The sequence below is a fragment of the Lysobacter zhanggongensis genome (assembly GCF_046638635.1).
Lineage (GTDB): Bacteria > Pseudomonadota > Gammaproteobacteria > Xanthomonadales > Xanthomonadaceae > Novilysobacter > Novilysobacter luteus.
Genome location: NZ_JBJXHK010000029.1, coordinates 1 through 25453, shown reverse-complemented (window position 1 = coordinate 25453; position 25453 = coordinate 1). Strand labels below are relative to the sequence as shown.

The 25453-nt window shown below is 68.9% G+C and carries 21 protein-coding genes; 11 read left to right on the top strand and 10 right to left on the bottom strand.

The annotated features are described in order from the left end of the window. The first annotated feature begins 48 nt into the window (after positions 1-48). The 3 genes from ACKVMH_RS07120 (at position 49) to ACKVMH_RS07110 (ending at position 3556) form a co-directional block, all read left to right on the top strand. The gene (locus ACKVMH_RS07120) at positions 49-1584 is read left to right on the top strand and encodes a helicase HerA-like domain-containing protein (RefSeq protein WP_412699760.1); all 1536 of its coding nucleotides are present in this window, start codon (positions 49-51) and stop codon (positions 1582-1584) included. Positions 1585-1656: 72 nt separating this feature from the next. After that, a complete protein-coding gene (locus ACKVMH_RS07115; RefSeq protein WP_412699759.1) occupies positions 1657-2151 on the top strand; it encodes a copper resistance protein NlpE in 495 nt (164 codons plus the stop codon). Between the two features lie 148 nt (positions 2152-2299). Continuing rightward, complete coding sequence (locus ACKVMH_RS07110; RefSeq protein WP_412699758.1) at positions 2300-3556, top strand: hypothetical protein; 1257 nt, start codon at positions 2300-2302, stop codon at positions 3554-3556. A 30-nt stretch (positions 3557-3586) separates the two neighbouring features. On the opposite strand, the gene ACKVMH_RS07105 is transcribed toward ACKVMH_RS07110, so the two are convergent. Next, complete coding sequence (locus ACKVMH_RS07105; RefSeq protein ID WP_412699757.1) at positions 3587-5086, bottom strand: rhomboid family intramembrane serine protease; 1500 nt, start codon at positions 5084-5086, stop codon at positions 3587-3589. 134 nt (positions 5087-5220) lie between these two features. On the opposite strand from ACKVMH_RS07105, the gene greB reads away from it, so the two are divergent. Then, the gene (gene greB / locus ACKVMH_RS07100; protein ID WP_412699756.1) at positions 5221-5721 is read left to right on the top strand and encodes a transcription elongation factor GreB; all 501 of its coding nucleotides are present in this window, start codon (positions 5221-5223) and stop codon (positions 5719-5721) included. A gap of 102 nt (positions 5722-5823) precedes the next feature. Here greB and rimO read toward each other — a convergent pair whose 3' ends face one another. Then, positions 5824-7170 (bottom strand): 30S ribosomal protein S12 methylthiotransferase RimO, encoded by a 1347-nt coding sequence (rimO, locus tag ACKVMH_RS07095; protein ID WP_412699755.1) that lies wholly within the window; start codon positions 7168-7170, stop codon positions 5824-5826. Positions 7171-7322: 152 nt separating this feature from the next. Here rimO and ACKVMH_RS07090 point away from each other — a divergent pair, with 152 nt between their 5' ends. Continuing rightward, positions 7323-7985: a dienelactone hydrolase family protein gene (locus ACKVMH_RS07090; protein ID WP_412699754.1), complete on the top strand. Its 663-nt coding sequence runs from the start codon at positions 7323-7325 to the stop codon at positions 7983-7985. A 22-nt stretch (positions 7986-8007) separates the two neighbouring features. Beyond that, positions 8008-8451 carry an HIT domain-containing protein gene (locus tag ACKVMH_RS07085; RefSeq protein WP_215218188.1) on the top strand — a complete coding sequence of 148 codons (444 nt, stop codon included), beginning with the start codon at positions 8008-8010 and terminating at the stop codon, positions 8449-8451. A 3-nt stretch (positions 8452-8454) separates the two neighbouring features. On the opposite strand, the gene dcd is transcribed toward ACKVMH_RS07085, so the two are convergent. Continuing rightward, complete coding sequence (dcd, locus tag ACKVMH_RS07080; RefSeq protein WP_215218189.1) at positions 8455-9036, bottom strand: dCTP deaminase; 582 nt, start codon at positions 9034-9036, stop codon at positions 8455-8457. A gap of 185 nt (positions 9037-9221) precedes the next feature. Here dcd and ACKVMH_RS07075 point away from each other — a divergent pair, with 185 nt between their 5' ends. Together ACKVMH_RS07075 and ACKVMH_RS07070 are read left to right on the top strand one after the other, a co-directional pair. Beyond that, a complete protein-coding gene (locus ACKVMH_RS07075; RefSeq protein WP_412699753.1) occupies positions 9222-11249 on the top strand; it encodes an alpha/beta hydrolase family protein in 2028 nt (675 codons plus the stop codon). A gap of 106 nt (positions 11250-11355) precedes the next feature. Further along, on the top strand, positions 11356-14307 hold the full coding sequence (locus ACKVMH_RS07070) for a TonB-dependent receptor plug domain-containing protein (RefSeq protein ID WP_215218191.1): 2952 nt from the start codon (positions 11356-11358) through the stop codon (positions 14305-14307). A 62-nt stretch (positions 14308-14369) separates the two neighbouring features. On the opposite strand, the gene apbC is transcribed toward ACKVMH_RS07070, so the two are convergent. Further along, positions 14370-15395: an iron-sulfur cluster carrier protein ApbC gene (gene apbC / locus ACKVMH_RS07065; RefSeq protein WP_412699765.1), complete on the bottom strand. Its 1026-nt coding sequence runs from the start codon at positions 15393-15395 to the stop codon at positions 14370-14372. 261 nt (positions 15396-15656) lie between these two features. Here apbC and ACKVMH_RS07060 point away from each other — a divergent pair, with 261 nt between their 5' ends. The 3 genes from ACKVMH_RS07060 (at position 15657) to rnfB (ending at position 18781) form a co-directional block, all read left to right on the top strand. Then, positions 15657-16097 carry a DUF2147 domain-containing protein gene (locus tag ACKVMH_RS07060; protein ID WP_215218192.1) on the top strand — a complete coding sequence of 147 codons (441 nt, stop codon included), beginning with the start codon at positions 15657-15659 and terminating at the stop codon, positions 16095-16097. A 137-nt stretch (positions 16098-16234) separates the two neighbouring features. Next, positions 16235-18349: a methionine--tRNA ligase gene (gene metG / locus ACKVMH_RS07055; RefSeq protein WP_412699752.1), complete on the top strand. Its 2115-nt coding sequence runs from the start codon at positions 16235-16237 to the stop codon at positions 18347-18349. Positions 18350-18376: 27 nt separating this feature from the next. Then, positions 18377-18781 carry an Rnf electron transport complex subunit RnfB gene (gene rnfB / locus ACKVMH_RS07050; protein WP_412699751.1) on the top strand — a complete coding sequence of 135 codons (405 nt, stop codon included), beginning with the start codon at positions 18377-18379 and terminating at the stop codon, positions 18779-18781. Between the two features lie 9 nt (positions 18782-18790). Here the strand turns inward: rnfB and ACKVMH_RS07045 are convergent, their stop codons facing one another. The 6 genes from ACKVMH_RS07045 to ACKVMH_RS07020 form a co-directional block, all read right to left on the bottom strand. Then, complete coding sequence (locus tag ACKVMH_RS07045; protein ID WP_412699750.1) at positions 18791-19783, bottom strand: TraB/GumN family protein; 993 nt, start codon at positions 19781-19783, stop codon at positions 18791-18793. A 3-nt stretch (positions 19784-19786) separates the two neighbouring features. After that, entirely contained in the window at positions 19787-20749 is a 963-nt protein-coding gene (locus tag ACKVMH_RS07040) for a DUF1684 domain-containing protein (protein ID WP_412699749.1), read from the bottom strand. Further along, on the bottom strand, positions 20749-22557 hold the full coding sequence (mutL, locus tag ACKVMH_RS07035; RefSeq protein ID WP_412699748.1) for a DNA mismatch repair endonuclease MutL: 1809 nt from the start codon (positions 22555-22557) through the stop codon (positions 20749-20751). Before mutL ends, ACKVMH_RS07040 begins: the two co-directional genes overlap by 1 nt. Positions 22558-22660: 103 nt before the next feature. Continuing rightward, on the bottom strand, positions 22661-24205 hold the full coding sequence (locus ACKVMH_RS07030; protein WP_412699747.1) for an N-acetylmuramoyl-L-alanine amidase: 1545 nt from the start codon (positions 24203-24205) through the stop codon (positions 22661-22663). An 88-nt stretch (positions 24206-24293) separates the two neighbouring features. Beyond that, positions 24294-24785, bottom strand: coding sequence for a tRNA (adenosine(37)-N6)-threonylcarbamoyltransferase complex ATPase subunit type 1 TsaE (tsaE, locus tag ACKVMH_RS07025; protein ID WP_412699746.1), 492 nt, complete (start codon positions 24783-24785; stop codon positions 24294-24296). Further along, positions 24782-25453, bottom strand: a 672-nt coding sequence (locus ACKVMH_RS07020; protein WP_412699745.1) for an NAD(P)H-hydrate dehydratase, incomplete at its 5' end; no start/stop codon positions are given. The genes ACKVMH_RS07020 and tsaE, both read right to left, overlap by 4 nt.

Here is a 25453-nt window from a genome sequence, read left to right as displayed (position 1 = left end):
CGCGGTGATTAGGTCCTAGAATCGGCCGACCACCCCAAGGAACCGGACATGGCGAACATCCCCCCGCCGATCCTCGTCGGCAAGGCCGTCACCACGCCCGAAGCACTCCCCGATACGGGCGGCCAGGTATTCCTCCAGCCGAACCTGGCCAACCGCCACGGTCTGGTCGCCGGTGCGACCGGCACCGGCAAGACCGTCACCCTGATGACGCTTGCCGAAGGTTTCTCGCGCATCGGCGTGCCGGTGTTCATGGCGGACGTGAAGGGCGACGTCGCCGGGCTGGCCATGCCGGGCACCCTCAACGACAAGTTGAAGGCCCGGATCGAGGAAATCGGCATCGCCGGCTACGTCAACGAGGGCAGCCCGGTGGTGTTCTGGGACCTGTTCGGCAAGCTGGGCCACCCGGTGCGCGCGACGGTCAGCGAGATCGGCCCGACCCTGCTGTCGCGCATGCTGGAGCTCAACGACACCCAGTCGGGCGTCCTCGACATCGTGTTCCGCCTGGCCGATGACCGCGGCCTGCTGCTGCTGGACCTGGACGACCTGCGCGCCCTGCTCAACCTCGTCGCGGAGGAGCGCAAGAGCGTCTCGACCGACTACGGCCTGGTCAGCACCCCGTCGATCGGTGCGATCCAGCGCGCGCTGCTGCGGCTGGAATCCGACGGCGGCGACATGTTCTTCGGCGAGCCGGCGCTGGAGCTGGCCGACCTGATGCGCACCACCACCGACGGGCGCGGCGTCATCAACATCCTCGCCGCCGACAGTCTGGTACTGAAGCCGCGGCTGTACTCGTCGTTCCTGCTGTGGCTGCTGTCGGAGCTGTTCGAGCAGTTGCCGGAGGTGGGCGACCTGGACAAGCCGAAGCTGGTGTTCGTGTTCGACGAAGCGCACCTGCTGTTCGAGGACGCCCCCAAGGCACTGCAGCAGCGGGTCGAGCAGGTGGTCCGGATCATCCGCTCCAAGGGCGTGGGCGTGTATTTCTGCTCGCAGTTCCCCGACGACGTGCCCGACGAGATGCTCGGCCAGCTGGGCAACCGCGTGCAGCATGCGCTGCGCGCCTTCACCCCGCGCGACCAGAAGGCGGTGCGCACTGCGGCGGAAACCTTCGTCCCCAACCCGGGGCTGGACGTCGCCGACGCCATCGCCCGTCTCGGCACGGGCGAGGCGCTGGTCTCGACCCTGCAGGCCAAGGGCGTCCCGATGCCGGTGGAGCAGACCCTGATCGCCGCGCCGCGCTGTCGAATGGGCGCGATCACCGATGCCGAGCGTGCCGCGGTCCGCGCTGGCAGCCCGGTCGGCGCCAAGTACGACACCACGGTCGACCGCGAATCGGCCGAGGAGATGCTTGCCCGCAAGGTCGAGGTCGCCGCCGGCCAAGCCGATGCGCCACGCGCCAAGGGTGCGGAAAGCGACGCCGACGAAGGCGGCCTGGGCCAGGCCGTCCGCAACGCGGTGTTTGGCACCAAGCGGCGCCAGGGGATGGTCGAGACCATGGCCAAGCAGACCGCGCGCACCATCGGCAGCCAGATCGGCCGACAGGTTCTCCGGGGCCTGCTCGGCGGCATCTTCGGCAAGGGCCGTTGAGCGCAGCCACGCCCCCCTGCACATGACGGTAGCCTCACCCTTCCCCCGCCCCTCACCGACAGGAGTCCCCGCATGACCCATCGATTGCTCGCCCTCGCCTGCCTCACCGTCCTGACTGTCGCCGCCTGCAAACAGGAACCGGCCGAGCCGGTCGACGCGGCGCATGCCGCCGACGCGGCCCCACCCGCCGCGGATATCGTCCCCACCGGCGACCCCACCGCGTCCGGCGCGGCCGATTTCGACATGCGGGCGTTCGCCGGCCGGTTCAGCGGCACGCTTCCGTGCGCCAGTTGCCCCGGCATCGACACCACCCTGGTGCTGAACCCCGACGGCACCTACGCGATCACCGAGACCTACCAGGACGAAGCCGGCGCACCGGCACAGATGGACGGCACCTGGACGGTCGAGGCCGACAACGGCCAGATCCGGCTCGACCCCAACAGCAAGTCCGAGGATGACCGCCTGTTCGCGATCGATTCCAACGACCGCGTCACCCAGCTGTCGCTGGATGGCACGCCGGCGGAGGGCAACCTGGATTACGGCCTGGACCGCCAGCCGGCCAACTGATCGCGCCTCCGCCGGGCGGCCCGGGTGGCCGTCCGGCGTGGCTTGCCGCATCGATGTCGACCCCGGCCCGTCCCTGGCGACGGGCCGGGGATTGTGAAGCGGCGTTTCGCCCCCGCAGAATGAACGCCTTGTTCAGGGAGCGAATCCAATGTCATCCATCCACCGCGACACGCCGGAGCCGTTCTGGCAGCGCCTCCGCGCCATCACCCTCTACCCCTTCCGCGGTGCGGCGCTGGCGAGCCTGGTCGCGCTCACGCTGGCCAGCCTGCTCGGCATGATCCCGGTGGTGGGTTGGGTGGTCGCCCTGCTGGTGTGGATCGGCGCCTACAAGTACGCCTTCGAGGTGTTGCGCGCGACCGCCGACGGCCGGCTGGAAGCGCCGGAGGTGGTGCTGGGCACCGGCGACGGCGTGGTGGCACGGCTGATCGCAATGCAACTGGTCTTCATCGTGGTGGTCCTGGCCGCGTTGCTGGTCGGCGGCCCGATCATCGGGTTGGCGGTGCTGGCGCTGGTCGCCTTCATGCAGCCGGGCTGCGTGATGTCGCTGGCGCTGGACGGCAGCCTGTCGCACGCGCTCAACCCCTCGACGCCATTGGCCCTGGTCGGACGGATCGGCTGGCCATACCTGGCGGTGTTCGGGCTGCTGTTCGTGATCCAGGCCAGTGCCCTGACGGCGAGTGTTTGGCTGGCCCGCTGGATGCCGCCGGTCATCGCCGACCTGGCTGTCACCGCGGTGTCGTTCTGGGGCCTGTTTGCCGCGTTCCATCTCATGGGCTATCTCATCTACCAGTACCACGAGGCGCTGGGCTACGAGCCGGCAGCGCGCGATGGCCTGCCCGGCCGTCACGCGCCCGACGCGGACCTGCTCGGCGAGGCCGAAGCGCACGTTCGCGATGGCCACCCGGATGCCGCACTGGAGCTGCTGCGGGCGGAGACGCGCAGCCGGGCGGTCAGCCTGGAGGTTCACGAGCTCTACCACCGCCTGCTGCGGCAGTCCGGCGATGCCGCGGCGCTGACCGGCCACGCGGGCGAGTACCTCAACCTGCTGATGCTCGAGCGCGAGGAACGGCGCGCCCTCGGCCTGCTGCGCACGACGCTGGATGCCAACCCCGATTTCGTGCCGGCCCAGGTCGAACACGCCCAGGCACTGGCCGAGCGTGCCCGGCTCGCGGGCCAGGGACAGCTGGCAGCCGACACGCTGGCTGCAATGCTGCGCGCGCACCCGCGCCATCCCGACGCATCGCGCTGGGGGCTCGACGCCGCGTTGCTGCTGGTCGAGCGCTCTGGACGTGACGATGACGCCCGTGCACTGCTGCAGCGGTCTTTGGAGCGTTGCGAGGACCCCGGGCTGCAGTCGAAGATCGAGGCGGCGATGAAGGCGTTGCCGGTGCCCGAAACCGCCTGAGACGACTTGCGGCCCGGCGCCGCAGTTGGGCTAGCCGGCCGGCGCCGTCGCCGCGCCGGCGCCTTCGAGCTCGCCGAGCAGGAACCGGGCCTTCGCCGCCTGCGGCTGCGCCGGATAGCGCTCGGCCAGTCGACGCAACGTACGTGCATGCGCATCGTCCTGATGGCGCTCGCGATGCGCGAGTGCGAGCTGGAACCACAATTGGACCACCAGCGCGTCGGCCTCCTCGCCTTCCGCTTCGCCAGTGAGCGGGGCCAGCGCCGCCTCCACTGCATCCAGCGCACCCGCCGCCAGCCAGCGCCGCGCCAGCCCGAGGCGCTCGGTCAGCGGCAACGCATCGTCGGTACCGTCCAGGTCGGCCAGCGCGCCCTGTTGCGCGTGGATTCCGTCGCTGTCCGGTGCGTCAGCCTGCAGCAGTTCGCGGGCTCGTTCGGCGATCGTCGCGCGGCGGCCCGCATTGCGTGCCACCCGGTAGCGCATCAGCCTGATGTCGAAACGTTGCGGCTGTTCGTCGGCCAGCTCGCTTAGCAGCGCATCGGCCTCGGCCAGCTGCAGGCGTCCCAGGCAGGCCTGGGCACGCTCCCACCGGTCGTCGACCTGGCGCCCACCGTCGTCGGCAATGAAGGATTCGCGCACCTGCCCCAGGCCCACCAGCAGCCCGCCCAGCAGCGCGCCGCTGACCAGCCCGCCGATGTGCGCGTCGAAGCCGACGTTGCTGTCGGCGTTGGACATCAGGTTCCATGCTTCCCAGCCGAGCCACGCCGGCAGCAGCAGGATCGCGGGTGCACGCACGTAGTCGAACACCACCCCGAACCAGTAGAAGAATCGCACCGGCTGGCGGCCCCAGACCACGCAGAAGGCCCCCATCAGCGCCGCCACCGCACCGGACGCACCGAGCCCGCCGCCCGCCTCGCCCCAGCGCCACATCAAAGACACCGCGCTCGAGCCGACCGCCCCGAGCAAGTACAGCCCGAGATGGCGCCACGGTCCGAGTGCGCCCTCCACCAGCACCCCGAGCGCCAGCAGGAACAGCATGTTGCCGACCAGGTGCATGACCCCGCCATGCAGGAACGCCGCCGCCAGCATCCGCCAGGGGTCGACCTCGGAACTGCGCAGCATGTGCCTGAGGGTGAAGACGTTCTCCAGTTCGGCGTCATAGGCCGCACGCAGCGGCCGCCAGGCTTCCAGCGCGGCCGCGTCGTCGAACAGTGCGCCGGCATGCAGCGCGTCCAGGTAGGCAACGTCGGTCAGGGTGACCTGGGATATGTAATCGGCGCGCGCGCCGGCTGGCAGCTGCCGGAGTTCGTCGAGCGCATCTATCTGGTTGGTCGCCAGCAGGTGCCGCTCGTAGGCGGGCAGTTCAAACCGTGCCAGCCCGCTGTCGACGTAATGGGTCCGTGCACGGTCCACCGCCGCCTCGTCGCCGGCCTGCCAGCCGAAGTACACCAGCACGTTGACGATGATCAGCAGCGCCGTGACCACAGGGAAGCTGGCGCGGGTGATCGGGCGATGCAGGGGCAGGATCAGCATGGGCGGCGTCCGTGTCGACAGCGCGCAAGGTTCGGCGATCAGGCGCGTGCGGCGCAAGCACGTGCGGGTTGAACACGGCCGGCGGCTGGGGCATAAGCCCCGTTCGCAACATGCTCCCGCACACAGGAACAACCATGGGCCGCTGGCGTCCCCCCGCAGAAAAAAGCACCGCGCTGATCACCCGCGCCGGGCACGAGCGCCTGAAGGCGGAGCTGGACGAGCTGTGGCGGGTCAAACGCCCCGAGGTGGTCAAGGCGCTTGCGGCCGCGGCAGCCGAGGGCGACCGTTCGGAGAATGCCGAGTACACCTACCGCAAGAAGCAGCTGGGCGAGATCGACCGGCGGGTGCGCTACCTGAGCAAGCGGGTGCCCGCCCTGCGCGTGGTCGACGAGCCGCCGTCGGACCCGTCGGCGGTGTTCTTCGGCGCCACCGTCGAGGTCGAGGATGAAGTCAGCGGCGAATGCCGGCGCTACCGGATCGTCGGCCCCGACGAAACCGATGCCAGGCTGGGCTGGATCAGCATCGACTCGCCGCTTGCGCGGGCGATGCTGAAGAAGCGGCTGGACGACGGGTTCGAGGCGGAACTGCCCGGCGGTATGCGTAGGTTCGCGATCGTCGCCGTCGACTACCTGTAGGAGCGGCTTTAGCCGCGATCGGCCATCGGTCGCGCGCCGCGTGCAAATCGCGGCTGAAGCCGCTCCTACAACCTCCGGCGGCGATCAGGGTTGCGCAGCCACTCAGTCCCCGAACACGACCTCGCCGAACAGGTCGTGCTCGTCGCTGCCCATGATCTCGACATCGCAGAAGTCGCCCGGTTTGAGGCCGGCGAAGTAGCCGTTCTGGATCTGCACCAGCCCGTCGATCTCGGGTGCATCGGCCATGGAACGCGCGATCGCCAGCTCACCGTCGACCGCGTCGACAATGCAGCGCTGGATGCTGCCGACCTTGGCCTCGAGCTTGGCCTCGGAAATCCCCGCCTGCCGTTCCATAAAGCGCGCCAGCCGCTCCTGCTTGAGCGCCTCGGGCACGGGGTCGGGCAACGCGTTGGCCTTCGCACCCTCCACCGGCGAATAGGCGAACGCGCCGACCCGGTCGAGCTGGGCCTCGTCGAGGAAGTCGAGCAACTCCTCGAACTCCGCGTCGGTCTCGCCCGGGAAGCCGACGATGAAGGTCGAGCGGATGGTCAGCTCCGGGCACACCTCGCGCCACCGGCGGATACGCTCCAGGGTCTTGTCGACCGCGCCCGGGCGCTTCATCAGCTTCAGCACCCGCGGACTGGCGTGCTGGAACGGAATGTCCAGGTACGGAAGGATCCGCCCCTCGGCCATCAGCGGGATGATCTCGTCGACGTGCGGGTACGGGTAGACGTAGTGCAGGCGCGTCCACAGGCCGAGCTCGCCGAGCCCTTCGCACAACGCCTTCATCCGTGTCTGGTACGCCCGGCCGCGCCACTCACGCTCGGCATAGCGGACATCGACGCCATAGGCGGACGTGTCCTGCGAGATCACCAGCAGCTCCTTCACCCCACCCATCGCGAGCTTTTCGGCCTCGCGCAGGACCTGGTCGACCGGGCGCGAGACAAGGTCGCCGCGCATCGACGGGATGATGCAGAAGCTGCAGCGGTGGTTGCAGCCTTCGGAAATTTTCAGGTAGGCGTAGTGCTTGGGCGTCAGCTTGATGCCGGTGTCCGGGACCAGGCTGATGAACGGATCGTGGCGCGGCGGCAGGGCTTTGTGCACCGCGCCCAGCACGCTGTCGTAGTCCTGCGGTCCGCTGATCGACAGCACGCCCGGGTGCGCATCGCGGATGACCTCCTCGCGCTTGCCCAGGCACCCGGTGACGATGACCTTGCCGTTCTCGGCCATGGCCTCGCCGATCGCGTCGAGCGATTCGGCGACCGCCGAGTCGATGAAGCCGCAGGTGTTGACCACCACCACGTCGGCATCGTCGTACGTCGGCACCAGGTCGTAACCCTCGACCCGCAGCTGGGTCAGGATGCGCTCGGAGTCGACGAGCGCCTTGGGGCAACCAAGGCTGACGAAGCCGACTTTGGGGTTCTTGGTGGGGGCGTAGGGAACGGACATGGGTTACCGGTGGGTGCGAAGCGGAACCGGCATGCGGCGCCGCGCCCGGCCACGGGGGCAGGACGCGATCGGCGCAGGGCGGGCCGCGGATTATAGCCCCCGCGCTAGACTGTTCCGGGCTGCAGGCCGCCTGCCAACTGAACGGAATCGCCATGGACCACCGCGTCGACATCGAAACCACGCACGGCCCCATTGGCGGCTGGCGCTGCGATCCCGCCGGGCCGTCGCGGGGCGCGGTGATCGTCATCCATGAAATCTTTGGCCTGAACGCGCACATCCGCAGCGTGGCCGGGCGCTTTGCCGCGGCCGGCTTCGTGGCCGTGGCACCGGCGCTGTTCGACCCGGTCAGCCGCGACGTGGAGCTCGACTACGACGCTGCCGGGGTGGCACGCGGACGCGCGCTAACGGCGGAGCTGGGCTTCGACCGCGCAGTTGACCTGGTCGCCGCCGCCGCGCGCACCGTCCAGACCGAGGGCCTGCGCACGGCCGCCGTGGGGTTCTGCTGGGGTGGCACGCTCGCCCTGCTCGGCAACACGCGGCTGGGCCTGCCGGCGGTCAGTTACTACGGCGGCCGCAGCGTACCGTTCCTCGACGAGCCCCTGCGCGCGCCGATGCTGTTCCATTTCGGCGAGCGCGACCCGATCATCCCGCCCGAACACGTCGCGCTGCATCGTGAGCACCATCCGGGCGCAACGATCCACGTCTACCCCGCGGGGCACGGTTTCAACTGCGACCCGCGTGACGACTTCGAACCCGCCAGCGCTGCACTCGCCTGGCAGCGCACCACCGATTTCCTGGTCGACGCCCTGCGCTGACCACCCGCACCCCGGAGGCCGCATGAGCCGACGTCACCCACCCGCGCCCGGCTGGCACCTGCATCCGCAACTGGCCGAGGACACCCACCCGGTTGCCGCGCTGGAACTCAGCGAACTGCGGCTGATGGACGACGCCAACCATCCCTGGCTGATCCTGGTGCCGCGGGTAGAGGATGCGACGGAGTGGATCGACCTCGACGTCGCCCAGCAGGCCGTCCTCAGCCGGGAAATCAGCCTGGCCAGTCGGGCCCTCAAGGCCGAGTTCCGACCGCACAAACTCAACGTTGCCGCGCTGGGGAACCTGGTCCCCCAGTTGCACATCCACGTGATCGCGCGCTTCGAGCACGACATCGCCTGGCCGCGCCCTGTCTGGGGCACCGCCAGCGCCAAGCGTCATACGGCTGAAGAACTGATCCGCCAGGTGGACCGGCTGCAGGCCGCGCTGGCCAGCGCCGGTCCCGGCTGAGCCTCAGGTGCGCGGCAGGGTCACGCCGCGCTGGCCCTGGTACTTGCCACCGCGGTCCTTGTACGAGGTCTCGCAGACGTCGTCGGCCGCCGCCTGGAAGAACAGCATCTGCGCAACGCCCTCGTTCGCGTAGATGCGCGCCGGCAGCGGCGTGGTGTTACTGAACTCCAGCGTGACGTGGCCTTCCCACTCGGGCTCCAGCGGCGTCACGTTGACGATGATCCCGCAGCGCGCGTAGGTGCTCTTGCCCAGGCACACCACCAGCGTGTCGCGCGGGATGCGGAAGTACTCGACCGTGCGCGCCAGCGCGAACGAATTGGGCGGGATGATGCACTCGTCCGCCTCGATGTCGACAAAGCTCTTGGGATCGAAGTGCTTGGGATCGACGATGGTCGAGTTGATGTTGGTGAACACCTTGAACTCGCGCGAGCACCGCACGTCGTAGCCGTAGCTCGAGGTGCCGTAGCTGACGATCCGCTCCGCCCCGCCCTTGTCGGCGAACTTCACCTGGCCCGGCTCGTACGGCTCGATCATCGCGTGCTGTTCGGCCATGCGGCGGATCCAACGGTCGGACTTGATGCTCATGCGATCCCTGGTTTGAGGCGGAAACGCGGATTCTAGGCCAACCGGGCCGCGGCGCCCTTTGTCTATCCGTTCGCTGAACAGGGGAGACCCTTGTCACACACCGGTCATCTTCTGTTAAGTTCCCGTTACAGGGGAAAACGGAGCCAGGCGCGCCGGTTCTTCCTGTTAATTCCAAGGGAAGAACCATGACCGAAACGACCGTCCGCAACGTCCTCTACAGCTGCTGCATCGCCCTGTTCGCCACCGGCGTCCAGGCCCGCGAGCCGATCGCCATCGACGATTTCGCGCGGGTGCCTGCCATCCAGTCGCCGTCGATGAGTGCCGATGGCAAGAACCTGGTCGCCATCGTCGCCTCGCCCGGCAGCGAGTTCCAGGAAACCGCGCTGGCCACCTGGAACCTGGACAACATGGACGCCGGCCCGGTCGTCACACCGTCCGGTGACCGGATGAAGTTCATCGCCGCCAGCGCCCTCAAGGCGGACCGGGTGCTGGTGCTGGGGCGGCAGGAATGGACCGGCGAGCTGGGCGGCTGTGGCGAGGGCAGCGTGTCGGGCGCGACCAAGACCTTCGTAACCAAGGCCTACCTGACCGACACGACCCACGAGGACTTCAGCGAGGCGTTTGCCAACAACACCCGCCGGCTGGGCATCAGCGAGCGCACCCAGCGATGCCTCGAGATCGCCGGCACGTCGTCGCTGGTGCACTCGCTGCCGCTGGACCCCGAGAACGTCATCGTTTCGCAGATGAACGAGATGACGTTCTCGGCCAACTACTACCGCTACAACCTGCGCACTGGCGACACCGAGCTGCTGTTCCGCGGGACCGGGCTGACCAGCCCCGGCCTGTTCCACCCGCGCACCGGCGACTTGCTGACCCGGTCTCAGATCGAGCCGATCGCGTCCAACGAGTACGAACAGCGGATCCTGATCCGCAACGCTGACACCGGTGAGTTCGTGGAGCACAAGGAACTCACCACCAAGCTGACCGCGCGCCACACGGTGGACGTCGTCGGCATCGACGAGGCCTCCGGCGATTTCTACGTCCTGACCGACCTGTTCTCCGATCGCGTGGAGGCCCGTGTCTACGACCCGTCCACGCGCACGTTCGACGACGAGCCGCTGGCCGCGCACCCCGAGTTCTCCATCACCGGCCTGATCACCGGCATGCAGCCGAGCAACTTCAACCGCGTGCTGGGCTTCGTGGTGGACGGCGTGGAGCCCCAGCAGGTCTTTATCGACCCGACCATGAAGGCGGTCCACGACGGCCTGCGCCAGGCCTTCCCGGGCCAGGGCATCGCGATCCGGGGCTACAACGACGACCTGTCGCGGGTGCTGTTCACCGCGAGCAGCCATCGCCATGCCCCGTCCCACCACGTGCTGGTGGACCGCAAGCAGGTGGTCGCCATCGGCAGCGAGCGTCCGTGGATCGAGCCGGGCCCGATCGGCGAGCAGAAGTGGGTGACCTACAAGGCGCGTGACGGGCGGGAGATCCCGGCCATCCTCGACCTGCCGGTGGGCTGGAAGACCGGCGATGCCCCCCTGCCCGCGATCATCCATCCGCATGGCGGCCCTTGGGCGCGCGACCACGGCGGCTGGGACCAGTCCGGCTGGGTGCCGTTCCTGACCTCGCGCGGCTACGCGGTGCTGCGTCCGCAGTACCGGGGTTCGTCCGGCCTGGGTCGTGACCTGTGGGTCGCCGGCGACAGCCAGTGGGGCGAGTCGATGCAGGACGACAAGGACGACGGCGCCGCATGGCTGGTGGCCCAGGGCATCGCCGATCCCGACCGCATGGCCATCTTCGGCTATTCCTACGGCGGGTTCGCTGCCGCCGCGGCGGTGGTCCGCAAGGACGGCCCGTACCAGTGCGCCATCTCCGGTGCTCCGGTGACCGACCTGGCGCGTCTCGGCACCACGTGGAGCTCCAACCGCCTCCAGCGAATCCTCCAGGGCCAGACCGTCACCGGCATGGACCCGATGCGCAACACCGCGTCGGCGGACATCCCGGTGCTGCTGATGGTCGGCGACCGCGACGTGCGGACGCCGGCATTCCATGCGAAGGGCTTCTACGACGGCGTCCGCAAGCACGTGCCTGCACGTTTCGAGCTGATCGCCGACATGCCGCATTCGATGCCCTGGTACCCGGCGCACCACACCCGGATGCTGGGGCTGATCGAGAACTACCTGGCCACCGAATGTGGGCCGGGCGGGCTGTAACGGGAACGGGTCACCCCACGGAGGGGGCCAACAGGTGGGCGGCCCGCGGGTCGCAAACACCACGAGCAACAACGTCAATTTGTGGTTCCTTTCAAAGGGGAGAGATATGTCGCGTCATGCACCAAGCAATCAGCGTCTGAAGCGCGGGCCACTCGTCGCAGCCGTCCTGGCCTGCCTCTATACGACCACCGCCTTCGCCCAGGACGCGGCTGAAACCGCACCCGAGGCGCAGGAACAGGAGCAGGTCGCCACCCAGGCACCGGCGGATGACGCGGTCGAACTCGATCGCATCACCGTCACCGGCTCGCTGCTGCGCCGCTTCGAGTACGAGTCCACCTCGCCGATCCAGGTGATCACGGCCGACACCAACGTCGCGCTGGGCCTGGTCAACCCGGGCGAGTTCCTGCAGAAGTCGAGCGTCGCGGCAGGTTCGACCCAGATCAACAACCAGTTCGGCGGCTTCGTCGTCGAAGGCGGCACCGGCGTGCAGACCCTCTCGCTGCGTGGCCTGGGTGCAAACCGCACCCTGGTCCTGCTCGACGGCCAGCGCCCCGGCCCGGCCGGTACCCGCGGCCAGGTCGGTGCGTTCGACCTCAACGTGATCCCGTCGTCGATCCTGCAGCGCGTCGAGATCGTGAAGGACGGCGCCTCGTCGATCTACGGCTCCGACGCGGTGGCCGGCGTGGTCAACATGATCACCCGCAAGAGCGTGGATCGTCCGGAAATCACCTTCAGCACCCGCACCCCGTTCGACGGCGGCGGCGAGGTGTACACCGTCTCCGGCGCGACCGGCTGGGACTTCGACAACGGCAGCATCGTGCTGGCTGGTGAGTGGTACCTGCAGGAAGCCCTCAAGGTCGGCGACCGCGACTTCTTCAGCTGCCCGCAGGATCTCGCGTACGCCCACGAGGGCGGCCCGCGGATCGACCGCGAGGACCGCTCGGTCATCGGTGACACCGCGCTGGGCGGCTGCAACAACCTGTACGCGAACACTGTCATCGACGCTGGCTATGGCTACCGCTACATCCCGTCGCCCGATGGCTCCACGGTCGGCCTGATCCCCGGCTACCGTCCGCGCAACAACCCCAACTACGCCAACTCCGACCAGGCGTACTACGAGGACGTCCTCAACTTCGACTTCTACGGCAACCAGCACATCGTTGACCGCCAGGAGCGCAAGAGCGTCTACGCGGCGACCGATTTCGGCTTCGACGCCTTCAACTGGCAGACCCAGTGGCTGTACAATAACCGCACCACCGAGAACTTCGGCTACCGCCAGTTCTTCCCGCTGGTGGGCGGCGCGACGACCCCGCCGATCTACGGCACCGACGCGTACACCTACGCCAACTCGCCTGATTACGTGAGCCCGGTGCCGTCCGGCCTGGCGCAGCCGATCATGCCGTTCGTGTCGGCCACCAACGTGGACGTCGACTACTTCTACGGCCGCACGCGCTTCGACGGCCTGTTCCAGTCGACCGACACGTGGGCCTGGGAAGTCAACGCCAGCTACACCCGGTCTGAAGGTACCTACAGCAACCTGGGCATCGTGGCATCCCGCTCGGGCGACGTGCAGTTCGACGACACCGCCCCGGTGCTTGATTACTACTCGCCTGGCTTCCTGAGCGGCGAGCGGATGAACGAGCTGGTGGCGCAGGTCGGCGAGTGGCACACCGGCAGCACCGTGTACGACCAGTCCGTCGTCAACGGTATCGTGACCGGCGAGCTGTTCGACCTGCCGGCCGGCGCGGTGGCCGGTGCGTTCGGCGTCGAGTACCGCAACTACAGCATCGACGACCAGCCCAGCGACCTGTCGCGCAACGGCGACCTTTGGGGCTCCACCTCTGCCCAGGTCACCAAGGGCGACGACAACGTCCGCGAGGCGTTTGCCGAAATCGAACTTCCGCTGATCAGCGGCAAGCCCGGCTTCGAATCGCTGTCGCTCAACGGCTCGGCTCGCGTGTTCGAGTACGACTCGCTCGACGGCAGCGACAACGTCTGGAAGCTCGGTGCGAACTGGCAGATCAACTCGGCCGTCCGCCTGCGCGCCACCAAGGGCACCTCGTTCCGCGCCCCGGGCCTGTACGAGCTGTTCCTGGGCAACCAGACCGGGTTCGCCTCGCAGTTGTCCATCGACCCCTGCATCCAGTGGGGCGAGAGCAACAACGAGAACATCCGCACCAACTGCGCGGCTGAAGGCATCCCTGCCGACTTCAACGGTGCCGCGTCTTCGGCACTGGTCGTCTCCGGCGGCGGTGCAGGCGTGCTGAACCCGGAGTCCTCGACCGCGTTCACCGCCGGCATCGTGCTCACGCCGTCGTTCACCAACCTCAGCGTCGCGTTCGATTACTTCGACTACGAGGTGTTCGACCAGATCGGCCAGCTCAGCAGCGCGTCGATCCTGGGCGGCTGCTACGGCGCACCGGTGTTCCCGAACAACTTCTGCGAGCTGTTCGACCGCAACCCCGGCAGCCACCCGACCGATGCATTCAAGATCGAGACGGTCCGCAACCAGTACATCAACATCAACCGGCAGCAGGTCCGTGGTTACGACCTGATCATGAACTACGACAACGATTTCTCGTTCGGCGAGCTCGCCCTCGAGACCCAGTTGACGTACACCATGGAAGACGTCAGCCAGCTGTTCGACACCGCCGAGGAAAGCGGCTTCAGCTCGTCCAACTTCGCCGGCTACATCGGCCGTCCGAAGCTGGTGGGCAACCTGGACGCGCAGCTCAAGCGTGGCGACTGGTCCTACAACTGGCGGACCGAGTACATCGGTGCGACCAAGAACCGCGACCTGACCCCGAACTACACCTACCAGGGTCGTCCGGACTCGTGGCGTGACATCTGGGCCGAGCAGGCGTTCTACCACACGGCTTCCGTGCGCTACGAGCAGCCGAACTGGAGCGTGCTCGTCGGTATCCGCAACCTGCTGGACAAGGATCCGCCGCGCATCTCCTCGGGCGTGGATACCCGTTACGGCAACGTTCCGGCGTTCGCCACCCAGTACGACTGGTACGGCCGCACCGGCTTCGTGCAGGTGCAGTACAAGTTCTGATCGGGTAACGGCTACAAGGATGAAGGGCGGCGCTTGCGTCGCCCTTCTTCTTTTTGCGGCGGCTAGAGCAGCGACGCCGAGATCGACGGCGTCACCCGTGGCCGCATGGCCAGGTGCGCCGCCACCTGCCGCGCCGCGGTTCGATAGGCCTTCGCCGCCGGCGAACCCGGCTGCCCCACCACGACCGGTGTCCCGGCATCGCCGTGCTCCCGGATCGACAGTTCCAGCGGCAGGCTGCCCAGCAATGGCACGCCGTACTGCGCGGACATGCGTTGTCCGCCACCCTCGCCGAATACGTGCTCGGCATGCCCGCAATTGCTGCAGACATGCACCGCCATGTTCTCCAGCAACCCGAGCACCGGCACCTCGACCTTCTCGAACATCTTCAGCGCCTTCCGGGCATCCAGCGTGGCGACGTCCTGCGGGGTGGTGACGATGATCGCGCCCGCCACCGGGATCTTCTGGGCCAGCGTCAGCTGGATGTCGCCGGTACCCGGCGGCAGGTCGACCACCAGGTAGTCCAGCTCGCCCCAGCGGGTATCGTTGAGCAACTGGGTCAGCGCACCGGTGGCCATCGGCCCGCGCCAGATCATCGGCGTGTCCTGGTCGACCAACAGGCCGATCGACATCGCCTCCACGCCGTGGGCGCGCATGGGTTCGATCGACTTGCCGTCCGGGCTGTCGGGACGCCCGTTGAGGCCGAGCATCATGGGCACGCTGGGGCCGTAGACGTCCGCGTCGAGCACGCCGACGCGCGCGCCGTCGGCGGCGAGCGCCAGCGCGAGGTTGACGGCCGTGGTCGACTTGCCGACCCCGCCCTTGCCCGACCCGACCGCGATGATGTTGCGCACCCGCGGCAACGGCGAGAGCCTGGGCTGGACCGCGTGGGCAGTGATCCGCTGGGTCAGCTCCAGCCGCGACAGCGACAATCCCTCCGCGGACACCAATGCCGCCACCGCGTCCCGCAGGTCGCCCTCCAGGCCAGCCACCGGCACTCCCAGCTCGATGGACACCGCAGCGGCGCCGTCGGCCCGGGCGACGCGTACGCGTCCTGCCACGTCGCGCACGGCGATGGCGGTGCCGGGGATCGGGAGTGATTCGATTCGGGTCTGCAGCGGGTCGGTCACGTGGGGCCTCCTTGGGTTGGCGTCATTGTCGCAGGACACCCGTGGCGCCGGCCTGACCTGGGTCAGGAGGTGCCGGGGCCGGCAGGCAGGGTCCGCTTCATGACGCTGAACCGGCCCGGGCCGCGGGCGGGTGCGCCACCGTACGGATGCGGTATAAAGAGCGCGATCGGCCCGCCCATCAACGGCACGCCGAACGCCCACGAATCCTCTGGAGGGATCCCAATGCGCAAACTGTCCACCCTGCTCGCGTTGCCGCTTCTGGCGCTGTCGTTCTCCGTGTTCGCGCAGGAGTCCCCTGTCGGCACCTGGACCACCATCGACGACAAGACCAACCAGCCCAAGTCGACCGTGGAAATCTACGAGACCCGCAACGGCAGCCTTGCCGGCCGCGTGGTCGAGGTCCTGCAATCCGAACAGGGCGAGAACCCGGTCTGCAAGAAGTGCACCGGCGAACGCAAGGACCAGCCGATCGAAGGCATGGTCATCCTGTGGGGCGTCAGCCAGGACGGCGACAGCTGGGAAGGCGGCAAGATCCTCGACCCCGCCAGCGGCAAGGTCTACTCGGTGAAGATGCGCCCGGTCGAAGGCGGCGCCAAGCTCGAAGTCCGCGGTTTCATGGGCTTCTCCCTGCTGGGCAAGACCCAGACCTGGGTGCGCAAGTAACCGCGCGTCCCGCTCTCGCGTGACCCCGGACGGCCCGCCCCTGGCGGGCCGTTCCTGTTTGGCTCGTCTTCCATTGGCCGCTGGATGGCCCGTGGACGCATGCGATAATCGACGGCTTCTTCCGCCGCCCCCACGCCATGTCCCGCGAGCTCGTCGTCACCTGCGCCCTGCCCTACGCCAACGGCCCGCTGCACCTGGGCCACCTGGTCGGCTACATCCAGGGCGACATCTTCGCCCGCGCGCAGCGGCTGTCGGGCCACGCGGCGTACTTCGTCTGCGCCGACGACACCCATGGCACCCCGATCATGCTCGCCGCCGAGAAGGCCGGGATGACGCCGGAGGCGTACATCGCGGTCATCCAGGCGAGCCACGAGCGGGACTTCGCCGACTTCGGCGTCGCCTTCGACCACTACGACTCGACCAACTCGCCGCGCAACCGGGCACTGACGGAAGCGATCTACGCGAAGCTCGACAACAACGGCCATATCAAGCGCCGTTCGGTCGCCCAGCTCTATGACCCGGCGAAGGGCATGTTCCTGCCCGACCGCTTCGTCAAGGGGACCTGCCCCAACTGCGGTACGCCGGACCAGTACGGCGACAACTGCGAGCACTGCGGCGCGACGTATGCGCCGACCGAGCTCAAGCAGCCGCGCTCGGTCATAAGCGGCGCGACGCCGGAGCTGCGCGAGTCCGAACATTTCTTCTTCGAAGTCGGCGATTTCGACGCTTTCCTGCGCGAGTGGCTGGCCGGCGACGTCGCCGCGCCCGGCGTGAAAGCCAAGCTGCGCGAATGGCTCGACGCCGAGGGCGGCCTGCGCGCCTGGGACATCTCGCGCGACGCGCCCTACTTCGGTTTCGAGATCCCCGGCCACCCTGGCAAATACCTGTACGTGTGGATCGACGCCCCGATCGGCTACCTGTCCAGCTTCCAGGCGCTGTGCGAACGCGAGGGACTGGATTTCTTCAGCTACCTCACCCGCGACAGCCAGACCGAGCTGCACCACTTCATCGGCAAGGACATCGTCAACTTCCATGGCCTGTTCTGGCCGGCGGTACTGCACGGCGCGGGTTTCCGTGCGCCGACACGCCTGCACGTCAACGGCTACCTGACCGTCGACGGCGCCAAGATGTCGAAGTCGCGCGGCACCTTCGTGATGGCGCGCAGCTACCTTGACGCCGGCCTGGACCCGGAGGCGTTGCGCTACTACTTCGCCACCAAGACAACCGGCGGGGTCGACGACCTCGACCTCAACCTCGGCGACTTCATTGCGCGGGTGAACTCGGATCTGGTAGGGAAGTTCGTCAACCTGGCAAGCCGCTGCGCCGGCTTCATCAGCAAGCGTTTCGACGGCCAGCTCGCGGGCGCATTGCCGGACCCGGCGATGTACGCGCGCTTCGTCGAGCAGCTGCGCCCGATCGCCGAGGCCTATGCCCGCAACGAGGCTGCCACCGCCCTGCGGCTGACGATGGGGCTGGCTGACGAGGCCAACCGCTACATCGACGAACACAAGCCGTGGGTGATCGCCAAGCAGGAGGGCGCCGACGCGGAGCTGCAGGCGGTCTGCACCCAGGGGCTGAATCTGTTCCGCGTGCTCAACACGGCGCTCAAGCCGGTGCTGCCGCGCGTGACCGCACAGGCCGAAGCCTTCCTCGCCGCGCCGGTCGACGACTGGAGCGCCATCGCCGCGCCGCTGACCGCGCACCGCATCGCCGCCTACACCCCGTTGTTCACCCGCATCGACCCGAAACTCATCGAAGCCATGACCGAAGCCAGCAAGGAATCCATGAAGCCGCAGCACGCAGAGCAGCGTCCGGACAACGCCTCGCAGGGCGTTGCGCAATCCGCGTCCAGCCGCCCGGCGCCGACCGGGGGTGCCGCGCAGACCCCGGTTGCGGCCCAGAGCGAGGGCGACGCGGCCCCGACGATCGGCATTGACGATTTCGCGAAGCTCGACCTGCGCATCGGCAAGGTGCTCGAGTGCGAGTTCGTCGAGGGCTCGGACAAGTTGCTGCGCTTCCAGCTCGACGCCGGCGAACTCGGCCAGCGGCAGATCTTCTCCGGCATCCGTGCCTCGTATCCGGAACCGGAAAAGCTGGTGGGGCGCAACGTCGTGTTCATCGCCAACCTGGCGCCGCGCAAGATGCGCTTCGGCCTGAGCGAGGGGATGATCCTATCGGCCGGCTTCGACGCCGGTACACTGGCCCTGCTCGACGCCGACCCGGCCGCGCAGGCCGGCATGCCGGTCCGCTGAGCGCGGCGGGCCTCAAGGACCGACGTCATGCAGGCCCTTGTCGAACGCCTGGACCGCCTGCTCCCGCAGACCCAGTGCGGCCAGTGCGGCTACGCCGGGTGCCGGCCCTACGCCGAGGCCATGGCCGCCGGCGAGGCCGGGACCGACCGTTGCCCGCCCGGTGGCGACCACGGCGCCCACGCGTTGGCCCGACTGCTGGGCCACCCTCCTCGCCCCTACGACCGCAGCCGCGGCGAGTACAAGCCGGCGCGGGTCGCGCTGGTGGTCGAGGACGACTGCATCGGCTGCACCAAGTGCATCCAGGCCTGCCCGGTCGACGCCATCATCGGCGGCGCCAAGCACATGCATACCGTGGTCGAACCGCTATGCACGGGGTGCGAGTTGTGCGTGCCCGCCTGCCCGGTCGACTGCATCGTGATGACGGCGGCCTAGCACCCGGCGTTACAACGCGCCGGTCTCCACCTCGCTGCCCACTTCGCACGCCGAGCAGACGCGCTCCACCTGGTAGCCGGCAGCCTGCAGCTTCTCGACCACGCCATCGACGCCGAGCAGGTGCAACGCACCCACCACCACCATCACGTCCTCGTCGTCGCCATCGAGCATGGCCCGCAGGGCCGGAATCCAGCGGTCGTTGCGCTCCACGTTGAGCAGCCGGTAGGTCTCGGGGGTCTTCTCGCGCATGTCGACCCGCGTAAGGCCATCGAGCTCCTCCACGTCGCCGTCGCGCCAGGCCTGATGCAACTCGGCGAGCAGCCCCGGCATCTCCTGGGGTCGGTCGAGGAACTCGCGCAGGCCGACCGTCTGTTCCTGCAGCGGGGTGGCGTCGAGCGCGTCGAGCTGGTCCTTCAGCGTCTCCAGCCCGCCGGTTGGCTTGCCCGCGGCCTTGGCCCGCTCGATCAGGTAGCGGTCCAGTCCCTGATCGGGGCGGAACTCCAGCGACTGGGCGAGTCCGAGCAGCAGCGACAGGTTCACGAACCACGGCTCGTAACCGTCAACCTGGGCGATCGCCGATCCCTGCCGCGCCAGCAGCCGGCGCAGCTTCTCGTACAGCTTGGGCGACAGCACGTCCGAGAGCGTGCGGCCGTCGTCATAGCCCGCCGCCGCGAGGAACATCTCGCCGGTATCCGGCGCGTCCAGTTGCTCCGGCGCGACCTCGAACACCACCCGCGACGCCGCGGCAAACGCCTGGTCGATATCGGCCGACACCGGGTAGTCGTCCTGCTTGAGCAAGTGGAACGAACCAAGCAAGTAGATGGCATTGTCCCCGTCGGAGACTCTCCACATCAGCGGAACCGGCGGGACATGGGCCGGCGTCGATAGCGCAGCCAATTCCGCCTCCGACGTTGGCGTCTGGTCCGCCGCGCGCCCGGTCGCCGCCGACGCGGAATGGGATACCAGCAGCAGGACCACCAGTGCGAGCTTGAACAGCGACATCGGCTACTCCTTGCGCCCGTAGGCCTTTTCGCCCGCGGTAACGGCCAGGTCCAGGCGGTTCTCCAGCGGCGGCAGCGGACAGGTGGCGAACATGGTGAAAGCACATGGCGGGTTGTAGGCGCGGTTGAAATCCACCACCAGGCGTCCCTGGGCGTCGGGCCTGGGCACGTACAGGAACCGACCCGCACCGTAGCTGCCATGCCCGTTGGTTCGGTCGCCGAACACGAGGAACAGTTCGTCACCGCCCTCATCCAGCGCTTCGATCCGGTAGGTGGCGCCATCGCGCTCGAACTCGACCGCACCGGGATTGGGCATCGGATCGGTGCTGCCGATGATGTTGGCGACCTCGATGGTCTGGCCCGCCGGATGCGGGACGAAGGTGGCCTCGATGCGCCAGTCGCGTTCGGCCGGCCAGTAATCCAGGCCGCTGAAGCCGATGCGCGTGGGTGCGTCGGCATGGCGCACGCGCAAGGCGTGGCGGCCGGCGCGGCGGATCACGGTCGCCTGCCCCTTGCCCTCGTCGAAACCGAGGACGCTGGGTCCGCCGGCATCCTCGTCAGTACGCAGCGTGGTCGCACCGGTCAGCGGCTCGCCGTCGACGGTCAGTGCCAAGCCGTCCTCGGGCACGAAGCGGATGCCGTCGGCGCGCAGGTCGACCATCCCCAGGTGCTCGGGTCCCATGCCCAGCTGGATGCCGTTGTCGGCATCGCTGCCCACGTAGTGAGGCCCCCGCTCGATCCAGTGCAGCCCGATCAGGCTGGCCCAGCCATCGGGCGCCAACAACGCGTCTCGGCGCTGGTCGCGCCAGGCCTGGAGTTCGGTGTTGAACGCGATCGCGTCGGCGGACATGGGGGCCTCGTCTGTGTCGGATGAAGGGTCGTCGCCGCAGGCTGCGAGCACGGTGCAGGCCAGCGCGCCGGCCAGCAGCAAGGTCCGGCGCGTGCGCGCCCCGTGGATTGGCGTCATCAGCGGCCTCGCAGGAACCAGCGGTCGATTTCGGGAAGGGTGAAGCGCGCCCAGGTCGGGCGGCCGTGGTTGCACTGGCCGGAGCGCTCGGTCGCTTCCATCTCGCGCAACAGGGCGTTCATCTCGGGAAGGGTCAACCGGCGATTGGCGCGGACGGCACCGTGGCAGGCCATGGTCGACAGCAGCTCGTCGCGGGCGCTGGCAATGCGGCGCGACTCGCCGTACTCGCGCAGGTCGGCCAGGACGTCGCGCAAGAGTGCTTCGACATCTCCGTGGGCGAGCAGCGCCGGAACGCTGCGCAGCGTCAGCGACTGCGGGCCGGCGCGGGTCACTTCGAACCCGAGCGACTCGAGCGTGGCCGCCTCGCGCTCGGCGACGTCGGCCTCGCGTTCGGACACCGCGAGCGTCGCCGGCACCAGCAGCGGCTGGCTGCGCAGGCCCTCGCCGTCGTGCGCGGCCTTGAGCTTCTCGTAGCCGATCCGCTCGTGCGCGGCGTGCATGTCGACCACCACCAGCCCTTCTGCGCTCTCGGCGAGGATGTAGATGCCATGCAACTGCGCGAGCGCGTAGCCCAGCGGGGGCAGGGTCGGCTCCGTGCCCGCCGGCAGCGTGCGACGCTCGGCCAGCGCTACGTCGCCTCCGTATCCGCCGCCTGCAAATTCGGGGAGCGCAGAGCCGTACAGCGACGCATAGCCGGCGCGGGCCTCGGCTACCTGGAGCCCGAGGGGTGCCTGCGGTGCGTCCCAGCGGTAGTGGTCGCCGGTCGGCTGCGCGGGGTTCGCCTCGCCGTGCGATGCCTGCGGAACCGTGCCGGCGCGCGTCTCGGCCAGGGCCGCCTGCAGCGTCCGGTACACGAAGTCGTGGATCAGCCGCGAGTCGCGGAAGCGTACCTCGTGCTTGGCCGGGTGCACGTTGACGTCGACCCGGCGCGGATCCAGTTCGAGGAACAGCACGTAGGCCGGCTGCCGGCCGTGGAACAGTACGTCCGCATACGCCTGCCTGACCGCGTGGGCGATGCTGCGGTCGCGGATCGACCGGCCATTGCAATACAGGTACTGCTGATCGGCGCTGGCCCGGTTGTAGGCGGGCTGTGCGATCCAGCCGTGCAGGCGCAGTCCGGCGCCTTCGCGATCGACATGCAACGCATTGCGGGCGAACTCCTCGCCCAGCGCCTCGTGCAGGCGAAGGTCGGAGAGCAGGTCGCCCTCGCCTTTCCAGCGTCGTGACGGCTTGCCGTTGTGGGATACCCGGAGCTCCACGTCCGGCCGTGCCAGCGCCAGCTGTCGCAGCCATTCCTCGATGTGGCCCAGCTCGGTGCGCTGGGCGCGGAGGAACTTGCGCCGCGCCGGCACGTTGAAGAACAGGTCGCGCACCTCGACCGTGGTGCCGTGCGGATGCGCCTTGGGCACCACCGCACCGACGCGTCCGCCTTCGACCTCGAGCGTGGCGCCATGGTCGGCCTCGCGCTGGCGCGATGAAAGCGAGAAGCGGCTGACCGACGCGATCGACGGCAGCGCCTCGCCGCGGAAGCCGAGTGTCGCCACGCCCTCGAGGTCGTCGAGCGAGGCGATCTTGCTGGTCGCGTGGCGGGAGATCGCGAGCGGCAACTCGTCGGCCGGGAGGCCGTCGCCATCGTCCCGGATGCGGATCAGCCGGACGCCGCCCTCCTCCAGGTCGATGTCGACCCGGCGTGCGCCGGCATCGAGTGCGTTCTCGACCAGCTCCTTGACCACCGACGCCGGACGTTCCACGACTTCGCCAGCGGCGATCTGGTTGATCAGGGTGTCGGGAAGCGGTCGGATCGGCACGGAGGACGGGGCAACGAAGCGCGCGCGCGGTCCACCATCATAGCGAAGTCAGGCCTCGCGCCGGAGGCGTGTCAGCGGCCGAACCAACGGGTATTGCGGACGCTTACGGACTGCCGCCGGCGGCGCCGCCCATGCCCTGCTGCGCGGCCGCGCGCGCGGCGTACATCGTGCCCGGTGGCGGTTGCCGGGTGAAGAATGCATTGACCCCGTCGAGCACCGCGCTGGCGACCTTGCGCTGGAACCCGGGATCCTTGAGCCGACGCTCTTCTTCGGGGTTGGAGATGAAGGCGGTCTCGACCAGCATCGCCGGCATGTCGGAGGTGCGCAGCACGGCGAAGTTGGCGCGCTCGATGTGGGTCTTGTGGATGTTGCCGACCCGCATCAGCCCGTCGAGGATCTCACCGGCAGCTTCCTCGGAGGCCTTCATGTGGCCGCTCTGGGTCAGGTCGAGCAGCACCGATGCCAGGGTGTTGCTGGTCTGTTCCAGCCGTACGCCGCCGACCAGGTCGGACGCGTTTTCCTTGTTGGCCAGCCAGCGCGCACGCTGCGAGGACGCGCCCTTGAGCGACAGGACGTAGACCGACGATCCGTCGGCACTGCGGTTCTCCGCGGCGTCAGCATGGATCGAGATGAACATGTCGGCCTTGGCCTGGCGCGCCAGCACCGCGCGCCGGTTCAACGGGATGAACACATCGGTATCGCGGGTGAGGTAGGCCCGCAAGCCCGGCGTGGCGTTGATCTGGCGCGCGAGTTCCTTGCTGATCGCAAGCACGACGTCCTTCTCGCGCGTGCCGCCCTGGCCGAGCGCACCCGGGTCCTGGCCACCGTGGCCGGGATCGATGGCGATGACCAGCGGACGCATGCCACGCCCTTGCATGACGCCCTGCAGCGTCTTGATCGGTGCATCGGCCGCGGGCGGCGACACCGGAGTGGCCGGCTTGCCGGTGGCCACCCGCGTGGGAACGCCGGTGGCAACCGTGGTCGGCACCCTGGCGGCGTGCGCAGCGATGACGGCGGCGATCGGGTCACTTGCAGGCGCAGCCGCCGGGACTGCCGGTGTCGGCGCCCGCGACGACGCGGCCGCTTCACTGCGGGTGAGCTCGGAGATCAGGCGCGAGGTCGCGGCCGCCGAAGCGGCGGACTGGTCGACGGTGGGCGCGCTGGCGACCGGCACGGACACCGCCGCCGACGAAGCGACATCGACGGTCGGAATGGCCGCCGCCTTGGTGGCTACTGCAGGCGCGCCGTCGCCCGGCCACTCCACCACCAGCCGCGACCCGTTTGCGCCGGGCTCGATCCGCGGCTTGAGCGCGGTGATCGGCTGGGCGAGGTCGAACACGATGCGTGCGGTACCCGGCACGGGCTGGCCGGTACGGACCGACTTCACCACGCCTGCGCCGGTCGGCATCGACAGGCCCTTGGCCAGCGACGACCCCGGGAGGTCGATGACCAGCCGGTCGGGAGCGGACAGACGGATGATGCTGAACTCGGCGGGATGGTCGAGCGCGATCTCGGCACGGGTCCCGGTGGCACCCGCAGCGAGGTGTAGGTCGTTGATTTCGCTGGAATGCGCGAGGTTCCAGGCCAACGCTGACAGCAGCGCAAGCCCGAGCAGGAATTTCTGGAACGTGGCGCCCTTCACTCGCATGGCCGGTAGTCAAGCACCGGACCCACAGGATTGCAAGCACTTTTTCCCTTATTAATCCGGCACCTGCCGTACCTTCTTGCAGGCGCGTTCAGGAGTCGGCCGCAAATGCCGCCTCGAGCCCTGCGTTCTCCCGGGCCAATTGCTCCAGCCACCCGGTCCCGACCGGGCTCGCCGGGGAAAGCACCACGCGGCGACCGCCCCCCTCGACCGCCATTTCAACGACCAGGTCCGCTGGCGGCAGGCTGCCTGCGCCGCGTTCGGGCCACTCGATGAGCCAGAGTGTGGCCTCGTCGGGGTCCAACCCGAGGAACTCGAGTTCGCCGGGGTCGCCGATGCGGTACAGGTCCAGGTGCCACGCCTCCCGACCGTCGGCCAGCGGGTATCGCTCTACCAATGTGTAAGTGGGACTGCGGATGGATCCGCGCACGCCGAGCGCCCGCAGCAACGCGCGCGCAAGGGTGGACTTGCCCGCCCCGAGGTCGCCCTTGAGGTGGACGACGGCAAGCGGCGGCCGCGAACGGGCGAGCATCTCGCCGAGCCGGTCGGTGTGCGCGCTGTCGGCGAGCCAGAAGGACTTCATGCGGTCGCCTGCGGATTGGCCAAGCGCCGTAACCAAGGCATGAGGTCGGCGGGCAGCAACCCGCGCTCACCACCCTCGCCCGCCGCGGCGTCCCCCGCGCAGGCGTGGAGCAACGCGCCACACGCCGCCGCGTCGGCCGCCTCGAGCCCCTGCGCGTGCAACCCGGCGATGGTGCCAGCAAGCACGTCGCCCATTCCGCCGACCGCCATTCCGGGGTTGCCCGCGCTGATTCGCCGCGCACCGCGCCCGGTTGCACCGACCAGCGTGCCGGCGCCCTTGAGCACGACCACGGCCGCGTAGCGCCTGCACAGACCGTGCAGTGCGCCGGCGCGATCGCGCTGGACCTCGCTGGCTTCAATGCCCAGCAGCCGAGCGGCTTCGCCGGGATGCGGCGTCAGTATGCTGTCTGCCGGCAACGCCCGGGGTCGGCGTGCAAGCAGGTTCAGCGCATCCGCGTCCAGCACGAGCCGTGTGCCGGGCCGGGCGTCGTCCAGCACCTGGGCGAGCATCGCCGCACCCCAGTCGCCCTGCCCCAGCCCGGGGCCGCACAGGATCACATCAGCGGACGCGAGCAGCGCGGCAGGCACGCGGCCGTCATCGACCGCACGGGCCATGACTTCGGGCCGCCGCGCCAGCAGCGCGGGCACGTGCAACGCGCGGGTGGCGAC